This window comes from Leptolyngbya sp. Cla-17 (assembly GCF_016807185.1).
Taxonomy (GTDB): Bacteria; Cyanobacteriota; Cyanobacteriia; order Leptolyngbyales; family Leptolyngbyaceae; genus ULC077BIN1.
The window spans coordinates 2319540-2336184 of record NZ_JAEVYN010000001.1 but is presented as its reverse complement, the minus strand read 5'-3'; the positions used below and the strand labels follow the sequence as shown (position 1 = coordinate 2336184).

The following is a 16645-nucleotide window of genomic DNA, read 5'->3' as shown; positions in this document are numbered from 1 at the left end:
GCAAGACTGATTTGTACGTCAGAATGAGTAATGGGAATACTTTTATCCCTATTTTTTACTCCCTATTTTCTGAATTAATGGACTGGCAAGAACTTTATGGCAATTGGGTTTTGATTCCCGAGCGCCCCATTGCAATCATTCATTTTCTAGGCGGTGCGTTTGTAGCAACGGCTCCACAAGTTACCTATCGACGATTGCTAGAACGTTTGGCAGCGGAGGGCTATGCTGTGATTGCTACCCCGTTTATCAATACGTTTGACCATGCAGCGATCGCCCAAGCGGTATATCGCAACTTTGACCGAGCCGTGGAGGCGCTTAGTGAAACTCGTTTTCGCAGCCGCTATCTGCCAATTTATGGCATGGGTCATAGCATGGGTTGCAAGCTGCACCTACTAATTGGCAGCCTCTACAAAGTGGAGCGGGCAGGAAATATTCTGATTTCCTTTAACAATTACGCCGCACGAGATGCAGTGCCTCTGGTTGAACAGGTGACATCTGTTTTTGCTCAGTTCACCTCTGCCTTTCCAGATTTTTCGTCAAATCTTTCTGTTGAATTCACTCCTTCTCCCCTAGAGACCAATCAAATTATTTCCCAGCGCTATCAAGTGCCGCGCAATTTACTTGTGAAGTTTAGCAATGACACGATCGACCAAACCAGGAGTTTGACAGAGGTCTTGCAATTACGATTTCCAGCAATGGTGTCTGTTCAAAAGCTGACGGGAAACCATTTAACACCGTTGGGTCCCGACGTAAACTGGAAAACAGGCGATAGCTTTGCGCCGTGGGATGCGATCGCCCAATGGATGCGGCAGGAAGTATATCGAGAATTGCATCAGTTGGAGCGTGTTGTTTTACGCTGGCTCAATCCACTTGAAACTCGATAGTGTGGGCGATCGCATCTGTTAGCCTCTGTTATTGAACATCAATCATTTACCTAGTTAGGTTAAGTCATTTCGTGGGATGCTTCAGAGCCGCTTTCTCAGGAATCATGCTGTTTTTGCTAACCGCTGGACTGTGCTGGTTTTCAGCATATTTGGTACAACTAAACCCCTTGCTCAGCATCTTGCTTCTTTTGCTGGGCAGCTTGGGTGTAGTGCTAGCAGTAGACATCATTCAGGCTCAAATTTTTCCGTAGCATTTCCAGAGTCTTGTGTTAAGATTTTTGAGTCCAATCTCGATATTTGCTAAATCTATGGATTTTGAAGCGGAAACGAAGCAAGGTGGATTAATGGATATTGAAGCAGTTCAAAGAGCATTAAACCGCTCTAGAGCGTCTGTTTATCGCTATGCCAATACCGACGCAAGTGATCCTAATCCACTGTATGATGCAAAACGCTTAAATCCAGAGTTCCGCAAGAACCAAGACGATCTGCTGCTATTTCACCCCAATGAAGTCGCTCGATTTGCAAAAGACGTTCTTAGGATTAAGCAAGTCACTATCGAGGTGCGAGAAATGCCCAAAAACCAGACCCAAGAAGTGTTAGAAGCGATCTTGGTAGAGTTGCAAGGGATTCACCACTACTTAAAAGAGCGATCTTGAACCGTATAGATATTTGCATCAAGGTACTGATGAAAATATGACAATAAACGATCTGAATGATACCAAATTAAATTGGAGTAGTTACAGATCAGATAAACTGAGGAATGTAGAGGTGAGAGTCTAATCATGGCTGGTGTCAGCGCAATCGTAATTAAAGAAAGTCTCGAGGAGTTAGGCACCCGCTTGCGAACGGTTGAACAGCCGATAGTTAAAGAACGATTGCAAGTGTTGTACTGGCTCAAACGAGCGCAAGCACCGAGCATCAGCCAGATCGCGGTTGCAATTGGCAGGCATCGAGGCACGGTGCAAAAGTGGTTAGCGCTGTATCGAGCACAAGGATTAGAGGCATTGCTGGTGGTCAAGCCAACGCCAGGAGGAGGCAACCGGATGATTCCAATGTGGGCAGAAGTTGCCTTAGCAAAGCGATTGCAGGAACCGGACAATGGGTTTGACAGCTATGGGGAGGTGCAGCAGTGGCTCTTGGAGAGTTTAGGAATAGAAGCCCAGTATCATGCGGTCTACCAGATGACCCGTTATCGGCTCAAAGCCAAGCTAAAAGTGGCTCGTCCCCAACACCTCAAGCAGAACCGAGCACAACGAGAGGCATTTAAGCAAACCTTGCAGACGACCTCGATTTGTTGAGCCAATACGCTCGGCAAGTGCGCCAGGATAAACGACCTATTCGCTATTTTGCTGGGGATGAGAGCCGCTTTGGGCTGCATACCATTATCGGGCGTTTGATTACAGCCTTTGGAGTGAAACCCATTGGCTCATGGCAACGGGTGTTCAAAGCATTCTGGCTCTATGGCGCTGTGGAACCTGCCACCGGAGAATCCTTTTTCTGGCAGTTCTCCCATGTCGATACCGAGTGCTACCAATGCTTCTTGGATGAGTTCTCCAAGGCTTACCCCGATAGTCTCAATATCCTGCAAGTGGATAACGGACGGTTCCACAAAGGCAAAGCGTTGATTGTGCCACAGAACATTATCCTGGTGTTCCAACCGCCTTACTGTCCGGAGTTAAATCCAATTGAGAGGCTATGGGAATATCTCAAGGCGGATCTCAAGTGGGTTTCGTTCAAAACGCTTGACCAACTGCAATCCAGAGTAGATCAACTCTTATCCCAGTTAACCCCTCAAGTGATTGCTTCTCTCACGGGCTACCCCTTTATCCTCAATGCACTATCTGTCATTGAAACCATTTAAATTGGTATGACATACGTTTCCAGTTCTTAAAAACATCAAAAATCCGAGCAATGCACACTTAAATTATTAAATCTAGGAATGTGATGTACTAAACTTAGAGCAAATCGCGCACGTCGATAACTTTGCCTGTAACGGCTGCGGCGACGACCATTGCCGGACTCATGAGTAGAGTGCGACCAGAGGAAGAACCTTGGCGACCCTTGAAGTTTCGATTAGAGGAAGACGCGCTAAGTTCGCGACCTTGCAGTTTGTCGGGGTTCATGGCAAGGCACATAGAGCAACCTGCTTCGCGCCATTCAAAGCCTGCAGATTCAAAAATAGTGTGGAGTCCTTCGGCTTCGGCTTGCGCTTTCACCCGCTCTGAACCGGGAACGACAAACGCTTTCACACCAAGGGCAACGTGGCGACCTTTGGCAACTCTAGCGGCTTCACGTAGGTCAGAAATCCGTCCATTGGTGCAGCTACCAATGAAGCACACATCCACTTTGGTGCCCTGAATCGATTTACCGGGTTGCAAATCCATATAGCGGTAGGCTTCTTCAGCGATCGCTCGTTCTGATTCTGCCATCTGATCGGGAGTTGGCACCTGTTCCGTCACACCAATGCCTTGACCGGGCGTAATACCCCACGTGACAGTGGGCGAAATCTCGGCGGCATCGAAAACAACCACGTCGTCATAATCGGCATCGCGATCGCTGGCAATGCTGCTCCACCAAGCGATCGCGCTGTCCCAGTCGGTTGCTTTTGGGGTAGCGTCTCGCCCTTGCAAATAGTCAAAAGTCACTTGATCGGGGTTAATATAGCCACACCGCGCACCGCCTTCAATAGACATGTTACAAACGGTCATCCGTTCTTCCATGCTCATCTGCTCAAACGTGGTTCCGGCAAACTCGTAGGCATAGCCCACGCCACCTTTCACTCCTAGCTGGCGGATAATATGCAAAATCACATCTTTGGCATACACTCCGGGACTCAGCGCACCATTGACTTCAACACGGCGCACTTTTAACTTGGCAAGAGCAAGGGTTTGTGATGCCAACACATCGCGGACTTGACTGGTGCCAATGCCAAAGGCGATCGCACCGAATGCACCGTGAGTAGACGTATGACTATCTCCACAGGCGATCGTCATGCCGGGTTGAGTTAAGCCTTGTTCTGGCGCAATTACATGGACAATGCCCTGATTGCCAGATCCAACGGTATAAAACGTAATGCCATTCTCTTTGCAGTTTTCTTCCAACGACTGCATCATTTCTTCAGCGAGAGGATCTTGCAAGGGGCGATCGCGATTATCTGTAGGAATAATGTGATCCACCGTGGCGATTGTGCGAGCGGGAAATAATACCTTTAAATCTCGTTCCCGCAGCATGGCAAACGCTTGAGGACTGGTCACTTCGTGAATTAGGTGTAGCCCAATAAACAGTTGAGTTTGCCCCGAAGGAAGCGTTCCAACCGTATGTGCATCCCAGACCTTATCAAACAACGTTCCCCTGCTCATAACCGTCCGCTACAACTGAATAATGTACTCAATGACAAGCTCTTGATTTTATCAGTTAATTTAAGAATTGGTGGGTGAACATGTCTTTTTAGATGACAACTCAATTGTTTAAACAGCGCAGTATTGCTTAAACAAGCGATTGCCTACAGATTCTTAGAATCAGTTAACCTTTGAGCCGCCTGGGTAATCACTTCATCAGCCCCTGGTTGAAGCTCCGGTTTTTTTGTGTACCACCAAGCCCAAGCAATTAAAATGGCTTGGAATGGCAGCCTAAACCAATACAGCAGAGGGTAGTCAGGAACACCATCAATCGCAATGCTGTTTATTGCTTGATTAATGTTGGCTGGAAACACTGCAATGAATAACGCGATTATTCCCCATGCAGCCAACACGCTGACCAATGGAACTAACAAACCAATGCCGCCAAGAATTTCAAAAAAACCGCTTATGTAGACTAACGCCAATGGATTAGGAAGCTGAGGAGGCACAATTTTAACAAACTGCTCTGTATGGGTGAAGTGAGTAATTCCAACAATAGTTAATGAGGCTGCTAAAACAACTCGAAGAATCTCTTTGCGTATCTTGTTTGGATGAATCATAAATTTCTATTACCAAGAATTGTCAGAGGAACCAAAATAATATTGATAGTTTACTTGAAATATCCAATCTACATCTAGAGCTAGGCTCTTTCTAACACTTACAGGCTTTTTAAGGAGAAAGTAAAAATGCAAAAGTTGACTTTTGTATGTTTCAAATACGAAAAAACTTTTGTCGATTGAGTAAGCCCAGACTTTAATTAAAAGAAATCATCTAACTAAAGTTACATTTGGCGATCCCTCTACACCTTATATTCCTCTAGAAAGAAGCAAGAAACATCAATTTAATCCATGCTTTAGATAGCTTACATACTTATAAAAAAAACTAAATCATGACTTATACAATGGACTCTAATCCCAATATTGTTGGTGCTTTTGGCGATCAGAAAATTGCAGAAAAGGCTCTTGAGGCATTAGAACACTCTGGTTTCCCGGGAGAGCAATTTTCTTTAGCATTGCAGACCCCGCCCGTTACCGAGACAAAAGCAGGGAAAAACGCCGGAAAAGGGGCGATCGCTGGTGCACTTTGTGGTGCCATGATTGGATTTATTTTGAGCTACGCTAAGACTAATTTTGCCGAAACAGTGACCAGCGACAGTCCCATTAGAAATTTAGTGGGGCTGGTGCTGATTGGAAGCTTGATTGGTGCTGCTGCCTTTGGCTTGATGGAAGCCATGACTGGCGTAAACGTTGTTAAAGAGAGTGATGAGATATCTGCTTTAACGCCTAGTTTTCTAGTGTTTGCTAAAGATTTGCAGCCAGAAGAAGTGGCAAAAGCTAAAAAAATTCTGATGGAGCACGGCAGTCAAATTCAGGAGTAGTTTTTGCTAAAAACGCTTTGTTTTTTAATGTGGAAAACTCTCCCTTGGGTAGCGTGAGATCCATGCCTAGTGTTGATGGTTTGAACCGTTTGAGTCAGCAATACTGAAGATAGTATCTGCTACCGGAGAGGTCTATTGTCTACCACTGCGATCGCGCTTTCCACACTCGTTCAGCCCATTCAGCCTGCTCCGCGGTTATGGATGCCAGAGCAGGTTTTGTTTACTCCTGCCGCCTTAGAAGAGCCTTGGGGACAACAAATTCTTTCTAGAGTGCAGGCGTTAGGCTTACCCATTGAGAAGCTACTCCGCAATCGACTGGTAGGTTTGCGGGGAGACAGCGAACGAGAGACCTACGACATTTCTAAGCGTACTCTGGCGATCGTCACAGCTCCGCCCAGCAACTTTAAGTTGAGTCCGATTCCACCCTCTGCGGACTGGCAGTTTCACTTAGCAGAAGGATGTCCCGCTCATTGTGAATACTGCTATTTGGCAGGCAGTTTGCAGGGACCACCCGTGATTCGCGCTTACGCCAATATGCCACAGATTTTAGCTGGTTTGGGTGCTTATGAGCAGTCTGGACAGGCAACTTCATTCGAGGTGAGTTGCTACACCGACCCCCTTGGGATTGAGCATTTGACAGGCAGCTTAGCGGAGTGCATTCGCTACTTTGGTACGCGTGAGGCTGGCTATCTTCGCTGGGTTTCTAAGTTTGATGGCGTGGATCAGCTACTTGATATTCCTCACAATGGGCGCACTCGCTGCCGATTTAGCGTTAATGCTGCACCTATTTCCAAGCGCTTTGAAGGAGGAACTGCGACTGTGCCCCAACGGCTACAGGCGTTGCGAAAATTGGCCTTACCGCGATCGCGCGGTGGCGGTGGCTATCCGGTTGGGTTAGTGATTGCCCCCATCATGGCAATGGAAGACTGGCAAGATCATTACTCTCAGTTATTCGACTCAATTAGCGCTGCTTTAGATTTTGACTGCGACCTCACCTTTGAGTTAATTACTCACCGTTTTACACCCGGCTCTAAAGAAGTGCTGACGGGTTGGTATCCCTATAGCCAGTTAGATATGGATGAATCAAATCGGAGTGTAAAGCGTAATAAATTTGGCGGACTCAAGTATGTGTATGACACTGACACAATGAAAAGCTTGCGCCGATTTTTTGAGACTGAGATCAACAAGCGATTTCCTCAAGCCAAACTACTGTATTGGACATAAGGAAGTGCGGAGTAAGGAGTTATGGGTACGGAGTGCAATTAGAATTGATACATTGGACTCCGCACTTTTTAACTCCGAACTATCTAAAAAGTTGTTGCTACTTTGAATTGCTGAATGAATCTACTCTTTTTCAGAAAAAGTCCAGGTTAGAATTTTAATGGGTGCTGATTGTAGTGCTTTGACGAGTGCATCATTGTTATTAAACTTGAGTTCTGATAAGCAAGAAGCTTCTACATTGACGGTAAATTCTTCTTCAAACGGCCATGGCTCAATAGTCAGATGTCCATTGCTAAGCTGACGAATGTCATATCGCTGATTATCAATGCCGCTGGTAATCTCCAGCGATCGCTGATCTTCGGGAACTTGGTTTTGTGCCAAGATCAGCGATAGGCGATCGCACCACAGCATAAACTGATAAGCCCGTTCTACTTCATCCTTTTCAACACCTAACTCTTTACTCCACTTCTCCTGATTTTCCACCTGCTCATTTAAGAACTGATCCCATTCTTTAGAGCTTCCCCATTTATCTTGACTAAGATAAGAGATGTGTTTGGAGGTCAACAATGTAACCCAGCGACCACGATAGCGAGCGTCTAAAAGATGCTGTCGGAGTGGCTCAGTTGAATCTCCCCGACCCAAGGTAAAATCTAGCGGTGCGCCAGCTTCGGTCAACTCGTCGCCTTCCCATTCTTTTTCGAGATCGTCATGGTGAGAAATCGCGGCAATAGTTTCATAAAAGCGTTCTGGCACATTATCTCTGTGCCAATGTCCAGCAAGTTCGGCGGCTAGTAGGGCGTGGGCACGATGATAAATCACTTGCCAACCATCTTGAGTGAGATTAACAATCATTCAATGACTCCGATTTGCAAAATAAATAGTGGAACCTAACGATTGGCTGTTATGTAGGCGATCGCGAGTGGGGTAACTGCCTGCTCTACTTGAGCCATGACAGCACGATCGCCAGCAGTCCAAATTCTGAGATGACCAAAGATGCAAGGCTGTAGAATCCCCCACAGCAGACCATCCTGATGCAAATGAGCATGAATTAAGGCACGGTGTCCAAAGTTTTTTTGCTCAAAGTCGCGATTCACGATTTGTGGATCGGCTGTTTCCACATCTTCTACATAGACCGACGGTTTAGCTTGTAGAGCAGCGGTAAACAGTGGATCTTGAGACAACGATTCTGGTTCAGGTTTCCAGTCGGCATCTAATATTTGAGGAATATCGGGTGTGCGTTGCCAGCAGAAAGGTACTTTGCCAAGCTGATTGTGAGGGTTGCGTAAGTAAAGGAAGCAGCGATCGCACTGCAAAATTTCCCCTAAAACAGGCAACAGCGCTGCAAAAATATTGTCTGGAGTCGCTTCAGATTGAAGAATAGCCTGCAATTGAAGATGTAATTGACTAACCATAAATTCCCTTGGAAAACCCCTCCTTTCCAAGCGGGAAAGAGGGGACTTGTGAGCAATAGGAAGGTTTCGATTTTGAATTATCAGGAAGGGGCAGGTATTGTTTAGTCCACAACTCCTAGCCCCTGCTCCTGATTTAGGATGCGCCGAGCGATCCTGCGTAAGCGGAGGCTATGGCAGAGACTAATGCGGTAAGAAATAGCCACCAAGCAGCCGTTGCAGCAGCCTTGCGAGTTTCTTCCATTTGGCGCTGCGTTTGCACCTTCACATCTTCTAGGCGACGCTGCACTTCGGTTTGAACGAATTCAGCGCGTTGAAGCACATTGTTTCGTGCGCCTTCGATTTGGTCGATAATGCGATTTGCATCTGCCTCAGAGATGTCGTCACGAGAACTCATGATGGCGACAAGCGTACCGCGATCAAAATGACCTAACCGATTGCGCAAGGCATCAAAGCCCGCTTGGGGGTCATCAAACAAGGTGCGAACATCAGTCTTGATGCTTTCATAGTTTAGCTCTGGGCGATCGAGAGAGTTAAGATAATCGCGAACGCGACCAAAAATCCGATCAATTACTTCCTGCATGCGATATTGCACCAGGCGCATTTGATCCATCAGTTGATCGCGGGTTGACTCAACCTGGGCGACAACGCGCTCAGCTTCTTCAGGGGTCATATCTTTGCGCTGAGAGAGCAATGCAATCAGCGTAGACCGATCAAAGCGAGACAAGCGATCGCCCAAATTTTGTAGCCCGGCTTTAGGCGATTGGGTCAGCAGAGCCAAGTCGCGCTTAATGCCTTCAGGACTAAGTTCATCCTTATCTGTATTGCGGAGATAGTCCTCTACAGTGGATTCAAAATCCATAACTCGCTGTTGGGTTCGTAGTGCCAATCGGCGTGGCGAACGAATGACTCCGCGAATGGCTTCTTGCACTTGATCAATCGTTTGATTGACTTGCTCTTTGCTCAAGTCTTGTCGCTGGCTAAGCAACTGCACTAGAGTTTCGCGATCGATCTTTGACAATCTGCGACGGAGGGCTAGGGTGCCTTCTTTAGGATCATCTAGCAGTGTTTTTAAATCTCGTTGAATACCTTCGGGGTTCAGCTCTTCTAGATTTGTTCGACGTAGATAATCTGCGATCGCAGTCTGAGTTTCGTCTACTTTTCCTTTCACATTGTCCGCAAGGATGCTAGGTGAGTGAGTAAAAGTGTTCCAGTTCGATTCCACCTGATCCAATACTTGATTGACTTCTGATTCATTCATGTCGTCCCGTTGACGCAGTAGCTGAACCAAAGTGTCACGATCCATTTTAGAAGCTCGACTTCGCAGGGCAGCAAAGCCGGACTGGGGATCGTTCATCAGTAGCTGCAAATCGCGTTTGATCCCTTCAGGGTTCAACTCTGATTTGCCAGTGTTTTTCAGGTAAGATTCCAAACGCTGTTGAGATTCCGCCATTTTTTGCTTGGCTTGCTCATCCACTGATTTGGCATCAAACAACACGCGATCGCGGGTCGATTCCAGTGCGTTTAAGATTGGCTCTAAATCCTCTGGCATCGTATCTTGCCGCTTCAGCAAAATTTGTCGCAGAGTTTCGCGATTATAAGTAGATAACCGTGTTGTCAACGCATCTGCGCTTGTATTGTCATCTCGCAAAAGTGCTGTGAATGCTGGCAGAGGTTCATTAGAACGCAATTGATCTAGCGGGGTAAGCGTCAGATAAATATTGACTCGCTCTTGTAAGTCAGTTTCAACCTCAATTTCTTTAGCGGCTAAGGCTCCTGCCAACACATCGCGCCGAGTCGCTTCGAGTTGGTCGGCAAGCTGCTGAATTTTATCTTGAGTGAAAACGCCACGAGCAACTAGCTTATCGACAAAAAACGAGCGATTCAGCTGCATCAACTGTTGAGCAATTTCTCCAGGATCGGCTTGTGGATCAAACAAAATCTCGCGAAATTCTTTTTCAACGGTTTCCCGGTTCATTTGCCAGGAATACTTGGTTTGTAGATATTGCTCAACGTCATTGCGGATGGGGCTATAGGCAGAATCGCCGCCTCCTTTTATCTGCGCGATCGCCTGACTGCCTTGAGCTACAACTTTCTCAGGAGCTAGCTTCAATTTATTCAGAATTTGCTCAACGTTCAAGTCTGACAGATCAGTGCGTCCGGCTAGCAACCCAGCGAGCGTAGTTATGCCTGATTGCACCGTCATCTTTAACCCGCCAGGTGCAGCATCCTGCTGAGGTGTCGGCTGTCTTTGCGCTGCCAATAGCTGATCCAGTTTGGCGTTTAGCTCTTTAATCTGAAGCTGTCCAGGCTGGGTAGACTGCAAATACTCAGTGACTTCTGCTAAAGGATCGCGTTTCGATCTCTGCCCGATTGTTTGCTTCCACACGCCTTCCAATAAATCAGCGATTCGGTTCACGTCACTTTTTGAAAAGTCAGTGCGCTTGCTAACCAAATCCACAAAGGTTTGACGATCAACTTGACCCAAACCACCGCCCTCTGCCAATGCCGCAATTTCGGGATCGTTCAATATCCCTTCAAAATCTTTGCGAAGTTGAGATGTATCAAACTTGGGTAATGGCAAACCCTTAACATAACTCTCGACTGATTCTCGAATGCTATTAGGGTCGATCGCAGAACCCAACTCATTCCGAACAGTGGCGGCAACAGCTTCGGCGGTTGAAATTACCTGTTGTTGAGCCATTTTGCTGCCAATGGCGGATGTCGCTGCGCCTAACACACTCTGAAAACCAGAGGTGGCAGCGTTGACTACGGAACCAACCAATGAGCCAACGGTGCTAGAACTCACCCAAACTAAGAGCGTGAAATATGCAGCCCAAATAACCAGACCAATGATTGCACCCAATCTGACATAGTCTGTATTTGAATCCGATCTTGTAACGCCTAAAAAGCCCAGCTGCACGGCTAGCCAGCAAGCAATAAACAGGGCGATCGTTACCGTCAGGAGTGTCCAAAGACCAACACCCGTACCGATTGTGCGAACAGTCGAACCGCTGCTGCTATCAGAATGATGGTCATTTGAACTAGAGGATCGTCCAAGATAAGAAATGCCAGCCGCAACGGAAAGGTTCGTTAGCAGAAGTTGCATTGCAAAAGCTAACAAGATTCCAGAAATTAAAGCAGTAAAAAAATGTGAACCTGTAAACAGGGACGGAGCCACTAATGGTGCAGCAGTGCCCGGTGTAACTGGCACTTGGGCAATCCAAAGCTGAGTTAGCTGATTTATAGATAGTGGCATGGGTAGAAATGTAAGTTGAATCATATCCTTTCCTTCGAGTGCCAGTAAGCTCTGTACAGGCTGCCAGTTCTATAGACTGTGACTGTGCGGCTGTTAAAGCTGGAAATACCTCCACAGACTAAGAATCCTTATTCCCAAATAAAATTACATCTCCCTTTCGGTTGAAATCAGCGAAACACTATGCCCTAGTCCTTTCTCAGCGCGGCAACAAAGCCTCTTTTTTCTCGTGATATTGCTGGTGATAGTCTTCTGCCAGCCAGTACTTCCCTGCGGGTTTAATCTGAGTAACGATGGGCTTATCGTATGTTCCAGACTGCTGTAAATCATGCACAGAGCGTTTTGCTGCTGATTCTTGGGCTGGGGTATGAAAGAAAATAACGGAGCGATATTGCTCGCCACGATCAGCGCCTTGACGATTCAGACTGGTCGGATCGTGAATACTCCAAAATAAGTTCAGTAAGGCTATGTAGGGCGCGATCGCTGGGTCATACTCCACCTGCACCACTTCAGCATGTCCGGTGATGCGAGCGCAAACATCTAGATAAATTGGGTTTTCAAAATGCCCACCCATATAACCAACAGACGTTTTTGTCACACCTTTAACCTGACGAAAAGCGGTTTCAATGCCCCAAAAACATCCGGCTCCAAAGGTTGCTGTTTCCATACTAGTGTTCAGTCAATCAAGAAGTGACGAGTAGAAGGAGTAAGATTGAGTCAGTCCTTTCAACGGTGCTGGTATGGTTAAAAAGTACATCGTTAACTTAAACGAAACAGAACGGCAGTCTCTCGAACAACTGGTCACGACCGGCAAACGAGCTGCCTACACGATCAATCATGCGCGGATTCTTCTGAAAGCGGATTGCAATCAACCGAACGGGAGTTGGCGTGACCAGGACATCAAAGATGCCTTTGACATTAGTTTGCGAACGATTGAGCGGGTGCGGCAACGATTTGTCGAAGAAGGTCTGGAAGCTGCGCTTAAAAGCCGTCCGGGTGGAGGACGAAAAAGAAAGTTGGATGGGGAAAGTGAGGCACATTTGATCGCATTGCGATGTAGTGAGGCTCCCGAGGGAAAGGGGCGCTGGACGTTGCGATTATTGGCAGATCAAATGGTGGAACTGGGGTATGTCGAACAGTTGAGTCATGAAAGCGTGCGACAAGTGCTGAAAAAAACGAACTGCAACCCTGGCGGCAAGAGTGCTGGGTAATTCCACCGGAGCAAAACGCAGAGTTTGTCTGGCGAATGGAAGCAGTGCTGGACCTGTATCAAACAGCTTATAACCCCAACGTTCCAGTGGTTTGCATTGATGAGGCAACCAAGCAATTAGTCAAAGAAACCCTCGTTCCCATGCCAGCAGAGCGGGGACAACCGGAACGGGTCGATTATGAGTATGAACGCAACGGCACAGCGAACTTGTTTATGGTGAGTGAACCGATGGTGGGATGGCGGCGGGTGGAAGTGACAAAGCAACGCACAGCCCTCGATTATGCCCACTTGCTCAAAACCTTGGTCGATGTAGATTATGCCCAAGCCGACAAAGTGATCGTCATTGCCGATAATCTCAACACCCATTCACCCGCTTCACTTTACAAAGCCTTTGAGCCAACCGAAGCGCAGCGAATTTTGAGCCGCTTGGAGTTTTGTCATACTCCTAAGCATGGCAGTTGGTTAAACATGGCTGAAATTGAACTGAGTATTTTGAGTCGTCAATGTTTGGATCGTCGCATTCCTGATATGGATGTGCTCAAGCGGGAAGTTGCAGCTTGGCAGGACAACCGCAATCATGAGGAAACCTGGATTGACTGGCGCTTTGCGACGGCGGATGCCAGGGTGAAATTAAAGCGGCTTTACCCGTCTATTAATAATTGACTAAACACTAGTTGTGGTCAAAAAATAGTGTTGTCTAAAAAATGGTAACGCTGATTTTCGTTGTTCACAGAGCTAATGCTGTTACGACACTCTAGATTTGTTCCTCAACGTAAACACGCTTCACCGCTCTATGTTTGTCCCAATTCGGATAACCGCTCAACTCAGATCGGCTGACCACAAAAAGTGGGCTTACCACGACAAATCGTGAGGTTCTCCACACCAGATTTATTCATGTCAGTTTGAGATGATGAATTTGTGAGTTAAAGGGGATTAAATGAAAAACAAATTGGCAGTGAAAGCCTTATCAAACGTGGTTTTTAATTGGTATCGCAACACAATGCGCCATCCCAAATGGGGCCTGTGGTTGATTTTGGGAAGCCTAGTTTATTTGTTAAATCCCTTTGATGCAATACCAGATTTTTTGCCCATTGTTGGCATGATTGATGATGGCTTGATTGCAACCGTGCTCGTTTCGGAAGTTTCTCAGATAATGAGCGATCGCCTCAAAGCTCGGAAAAACAAGTTTTCAAATAACTCAGTGATTGATGCTGAAACACCTGCCATTGATGTTGAAAGTGTTTCTCTCAGTTAGTCCAGATTCAATCATTGTCTAGTCATCTACAAATGACAGCTTTTACAAGTGACAACTTTCTCATCCACTACTTTTATATCTTTGAAGGAGATTTCTCATGACTACTCTAATGACAGAAAAAATTACTGCTGATTTGCAGAAAGCAAAAGCTGAAGGCGGCTTGCGAGTTGAAAAAATTCGCGAGATATTTAAAAATGCTGTAGCTCAATCGATTGCGGAAGTAAAAGGCGGTTCGGGTGAAGTTCGCACGATCGCAAAAGACAGCATTGCAAGCGTGATCGACATCCTGAATAAAACAGGCAACAACACCCAAGCAGATGTGAACGCGTCGGTTGAGGGCATTGTTGAAGGCATTCAAGATAGCAACCATAGTGCGGCAGATATTGGGGGCGCACTGGCAGAAATTGAAGCTTCTGGCAATCAAACCTCTGCGGATATGCAATCTTTAATGGCAGCGGTGTTGAATGCTGTAAAACGCACTCAGCAATATGCACTGTTCATGGAGCGCTACGCTGAAGTTAAAATTCGCCTTAATTCGGTTGATGCTCAACTATCAAAAAAATATGGCGATCGCTATCAGCAACTCAAGCAACAGCTTGAAAGATTCTGGGATCTTGCAAAAGTCTGGTTTGGTAAAGCGAAAGCAACAGTCAGCGCTCCCGACCCAATACAACGGATGCAAGTAGAACTAGGTGCCAAGATGGCTGAAAAAAGTGAGAAATGAAAATTCAATCAGTCTGAGATTGCGTAGAGGTTTGGCATTTGAGTAACGATCTCAGAACTCGTACACTAGTTATCTCTGAATGTCAAACCCAACACTCTTCATACGCGGCTCATTCCCATGAGGTACAGTAATGCCATACGTACTGCAACACCACTGGTGACCTGCTGGGAAATCAGACTGAACTGAGGATCGTCCATCAGGTCAGAGTTGATTTCTACACCGCGATTGACGGGACCTGGATGCAGAACTTTTACAGTAGGATGGCAAAACTTTAGGCGCTCGCGAGTGATACCAAACTGATGATGATATTCCCGTAGGCTAGGCAATAGATGATTGGTCATCCGTTCTTTTTGCAACCGCAGCGTCATCACAAAATCTGCATCTCGCAAGGCTGGCTCTAGCGACCAGTGCAAAAATAGCTTGCGATCTAGGGAGGAGGGTGAAGAGTGAAGAATGTTTCCGTCGGCGGTCACGAAGTCGGCAAATAGTTTGGGTAACAGCGTTGGCGGTCCTGCAAGGTGGACTTCGGCTCCGCTAGCAGTGAGGCTCCAAATGTTAGAACGGGCAACGCGGGAATGTAAAATATCTCCGACGATCGCGATCTTTTTGCCCTTCAGTAAAGACAGATGCGGTTTTTCGGGATCGAGCAATGTGCAAATTGTGAACAGATCCAGCAGTGCTTGAGACGGATGTTCATGCAACCCATCTCCTGCATTGAGAACGCTGACTTTCACATCCAAGCGATCCATTTCAGCGGCGATCGCTTGGGGTACTCCCGCCTCTTTATGGCGAATAACCATCATATCGGTGCCCATTGCTAGATAGGTTTTTGCCGTATCTAAAATGGTTTCGCCTTTCGTCAGCGAAGAACTGCCCGATGTAAAGTTCAAGATATCAGCCGATAGTCGCTTTGCGGCTAGTTCAAAACTGCTGCGGGTGCGAGTAGACGGCTCAAAAAAAAGATTTGTGACCACCTGTCCTTGCAGAGTCGGCACTTTTTTGGTGCGCCGCGATAAAACTTCCTGAAAACTGACCGCTGTTTGCAGAACCGTATCATATTCCAACGGTGTAAAGTCAGCCAAAGAAAGGATATGCCGACGATCCCAAGTACTACTAGCCATGCCAATGGATGAAAAGGGAACGCCTTCAGCGTACATGAATTGGTTCGTCGCGGACGGATTCTCATCGAGCAACATACACGCCCGTTTTCTGAAACATAAAGGATATCCCTCTTCCTTCACGCTCACCAGCCAGTTTCAGGAATATGTCAAAAACAGCAAATTAATTTGTTTGCGAATAGATCTCAAACATTCAAGAAAATTCAGGGCAAGAATGTGAGTAAGAGTCTAGCCATAACACCGCTGCCACCAAGATTTTTTTAGATTTGGAAACAGTTGAGTTGCAATGCTCAGCAATTCATTGATAACCTCAACGGGTGATAGAAGTCCATTGACGATAATGGCATTTTCGTCCGGCTGAATTGGTTCAAATGTAGCGATTTGGCTGCGAAGCATTTCAAGTTGCATATAGTGATTTGCTCGTTGGCTCAGTCGGCGCTCCAATTCTGCTTCGGGTACATTGAGCCATACGAGTTGAACCCGTTCCTGAGCCGTCAGTTGTTTTCGATAGGACAGTTTGAGTGCAGAACAGGTGAGGACCGTTTCGCGTTTGAGGGCAATCGCCCGTTGAGTATCGTTCTCTATTTCTAAAAGCCACGATCGCCGATCGCTATCTTCTAGGGGAATATGTGAAGTCATTTTGACGATGTTGGGCAGCGGATGACGGCGATCGCCTTCCAAAAAGTCGCATTCTAGCTGTTGAGATAGCAACCGACCCACCACCGTCTTTCCCGATCCAGCAACTCCAATCACAATCCACACTAATGGACAGGGGTGCATTCATCTTTTCCT

The 16645-nt window shown here is 46.6% G+C and carries 17 protein-coding genes; 9 read left to right on the top strand and 8 right to left on the bottom strand.

The window, feature by feature from the left end:
* Window positions 1–77: 77 nt before the first annotated feature.
* The 4 genes from JOY44_RS10440 to JOY44_RS10425 all read left to right on the top strand — a co-directional run bounded on the left by JOY44_RS10440 (window position 78) and on the right by JOY44_RS10425 (window position 2745).
* Window positions 78–884 carry a DUF1350 family protein gene (locus JOY44_RS10440; protein ID WP_171573495.1) on the top strand — a complete coding sequence of 269 codons (807 nt, stop codon included), beginning with the start codon at window positions 78–80 and terminating at the stop codon, window positions 882–884.
* 308 nt (window positions 885–1192) lie between these two features.
* Entirely contained in the window at window positions 1193–1540 is a 348-nt protein-coding gene (locus JOY44_RS10435) for a resolvase (RefSeq protein WP_171573494.1), read from the top strand.
* 126 nt (window positions 1541–1666) lie between these two features.
* Window positions 1667–2182, top strand: a complete 516-nt coding sequence (locus JOY44_RS10430; RefSeq protein ID WP_171573477.1) for a helix-turn-helix domain-containing protein — start codon at window positions 1667–1669, stop codon at window positions 2180–2182.
* The gene (locus tag JOY44_RS10425; RefSeq protein ID WP_171571904.1) at window positions 2179–2745 is read left to right on the top strand and encodes an IS630 family transposase; all 567 of its coding nucleotides are present in this window, start codon (window positions 2179–2181) and stop codon (window positions 2743–2745) included. Before JOY44_RS10430 ends, JOY44_RS10425 begins: the two co-directional genes overlap by 4 nt.
* Before the next feature lie 94 nt (window positions 2746–2839).
* Here JOY44_RS10425 and leuC read toward each other — a convergent pair whose 3' ends face one another.
* Together leuC and JOY44_RS10415 are read right to left on the bottom strand one after the other, a co-directional pair.
* Complete coding sequence (gene leuC / locus JOY44_RS10420; protein WP_171573493.1) at window positions 2840–4243, bottom strand: 3-isopropylmalate dehydratase large subunit; 1404 nt, start codon at window positions 4241–4243, stop codon at window positions 2840–2842.
* Between the two features lie 143 nt (window positions 4244–4386).
* Window positions 4387–4842: a DoxX family protein gene (locus tag JOY44_RS10415; RefSeq protein WP_171573492.1), complete on the bottom strand. Its 456-nt coding sequence runs from the start codon at window positions 4840–4842 to the stop codon at window positions 4387–4389.
* 329 nt (window positions 4843–5171) lie between these two features.
* Between JOY44_RS10415 and JOY44_RS10410 the strand changes: the two genes are divergently transcribed.
* The gene (locus tag JOY44_RS10410; RefSeq protein WP_171573491.1) at window positions 5172–5660 is read left to right on the top strand and encodes a hypothetical protein; all 489 of its coding nucleotides are present in this window, start codon (window positions 5172–5174) and stop codon (window positions 5658–5660) included.
* A gap of 135 nt (window positions 5661–5795) precedes the next feature.
* Window positions 5796–6884, top strand: a complete 1089-nt coding sequence (locus JOY44_RS10405; protein ID WP_197985114.1) for a spore photoproduct lyase family protein — start codon at window positions 5796–5798, stop codon at window positions 6882–6884.
* A gap of 120 nt (window positions 6885–7004) precedes the next feature.
* Here the strand turns inward: JOY44_RS10405 and JOY44_RS10400 are convergent, their stop codons facing one another.
* From JOY44_RS10400 to msrA, 4 genes are all read right to left on the bottom strand, one after another.
* Window positions 7005–7733, bottom strand: coding sequence for a DUF3891 family protein (locus JOY44_RS10400; RefSeq protein WP_171573490.1), 729 nt, complete (start codon window positions 7731–7733; stop codon window positions 7005–7007).
* A 35-nt stretch (window positions 7734–7768) separates the two neighbouring features.
* Window positions 7769–8293, bottom strand: a complete 525-nt coding sequence (locus JOY44_RS10395; protein ID WP_171573489.1) for a GAF domain-containing protein — start codon at window positions 8291–8293, stop codon at window positions 7769–7771.
* Between the two features lie 133 nt (window positions 8294–8426).
* A complete protein-coding gene (locus tag JOY44_RS10390) occupies window positions 8427–11573 on the bottom strand; it encodes an MFS transporter (protein ID WP_171573488.1) in 3147 nt (1048 codons plus the stop codon).
* Between the two features lie 172 nt (window positions 11574–11745).
* On the bottom strand, window positions 11746–12213 hold the full coding sequence (msrA, locus tag JOY44_RS10385; RefSeq protein ID WP_171573487.1) for a peptide-methionine (S)-S-oxide reductase MsrA: 468 nt from the start codon (window positions 12211–12213) through the stop codon (window positions 11746–11748).
* A gap of 73 nt (window positions 12214–12286) precedes the next feature.
* Between msrA and JOY44_RS10380 the strand changes: the two genes are divergently transcribed.
* The 3 genes from JOY44_RS10380 to JOY44_RS10370 all read left to right on the top strand — a co-directional run bounded on the left by JOY44_RS10380 (window position 12287) and on the right by JOY44_RS10370 (window position 14735).
* Window positions 12287–13419 (top strand): IS630 family transposase gene (locus JOY44_RS10380; protein ID WP_171573486.1). Its coding sequence is split into 2 segments (ribosomal slippage): window positions 12287–12716 and window positions 12716–13419, totalling 1134 coding nucleotides; the frame shifts between segments, so codons are not numbered across the junction.
* Between the two features lie 274 nt (window positions 13420–13693).
* Window positions 13694–14011: a YkvA family protein gene (locus tag JOY44_RS10375; protein WP_171573485.1), complete on the top strand. Its 318-nt coding sequence runs from the start codon at window positions 13694–13696 to the stop codon at window positions 14009–14011.
* A gap of 97 nt (window positions 14012–14108) precedes the next feature.
* Window positions 14109–14735, top strand: a complete 627-nt coding sequence (locus JOY44_RS10370) for a hypothetical protein (protein WP_171573484.1) — start codon at window positions 14109–14111, stop codon at window positions 14733–14735.
* Window positions 14736–14833: 98 nt separating this feature from the next.
* Here JOY44_RS10370 and JOY44_RS10365 read toward each other — a convergent pair whose 3' ends face one another.
* The gene (locus tag JOY44_RS10365) at window positions 14834–15931 is read right to left on the bottom strand and encodes an aspartate carbamoyltransferase catalytic subunit (RefSeq protein ID WP_322091344.1); all 1098 of its coding nucleotides are present in this window, start codon (window positions 15929–15931) and stop codon (window positions 14834–14836) included.
* A gap of 150 nt (window positions 15932–16081) precedes the next feature.
* On the bottom strand, window positions 16082–16633 hold the full coding sequence (locus JOY44_RS10360; RefSeq protein WP_171573483.1) for a gluconokinase: 552 nt from the start codon (window positions 16631–16633) through the stop codon (window positions 16082–16084).
* Window positions 16634–16645 lie beyond the last annotated feature (12 nt).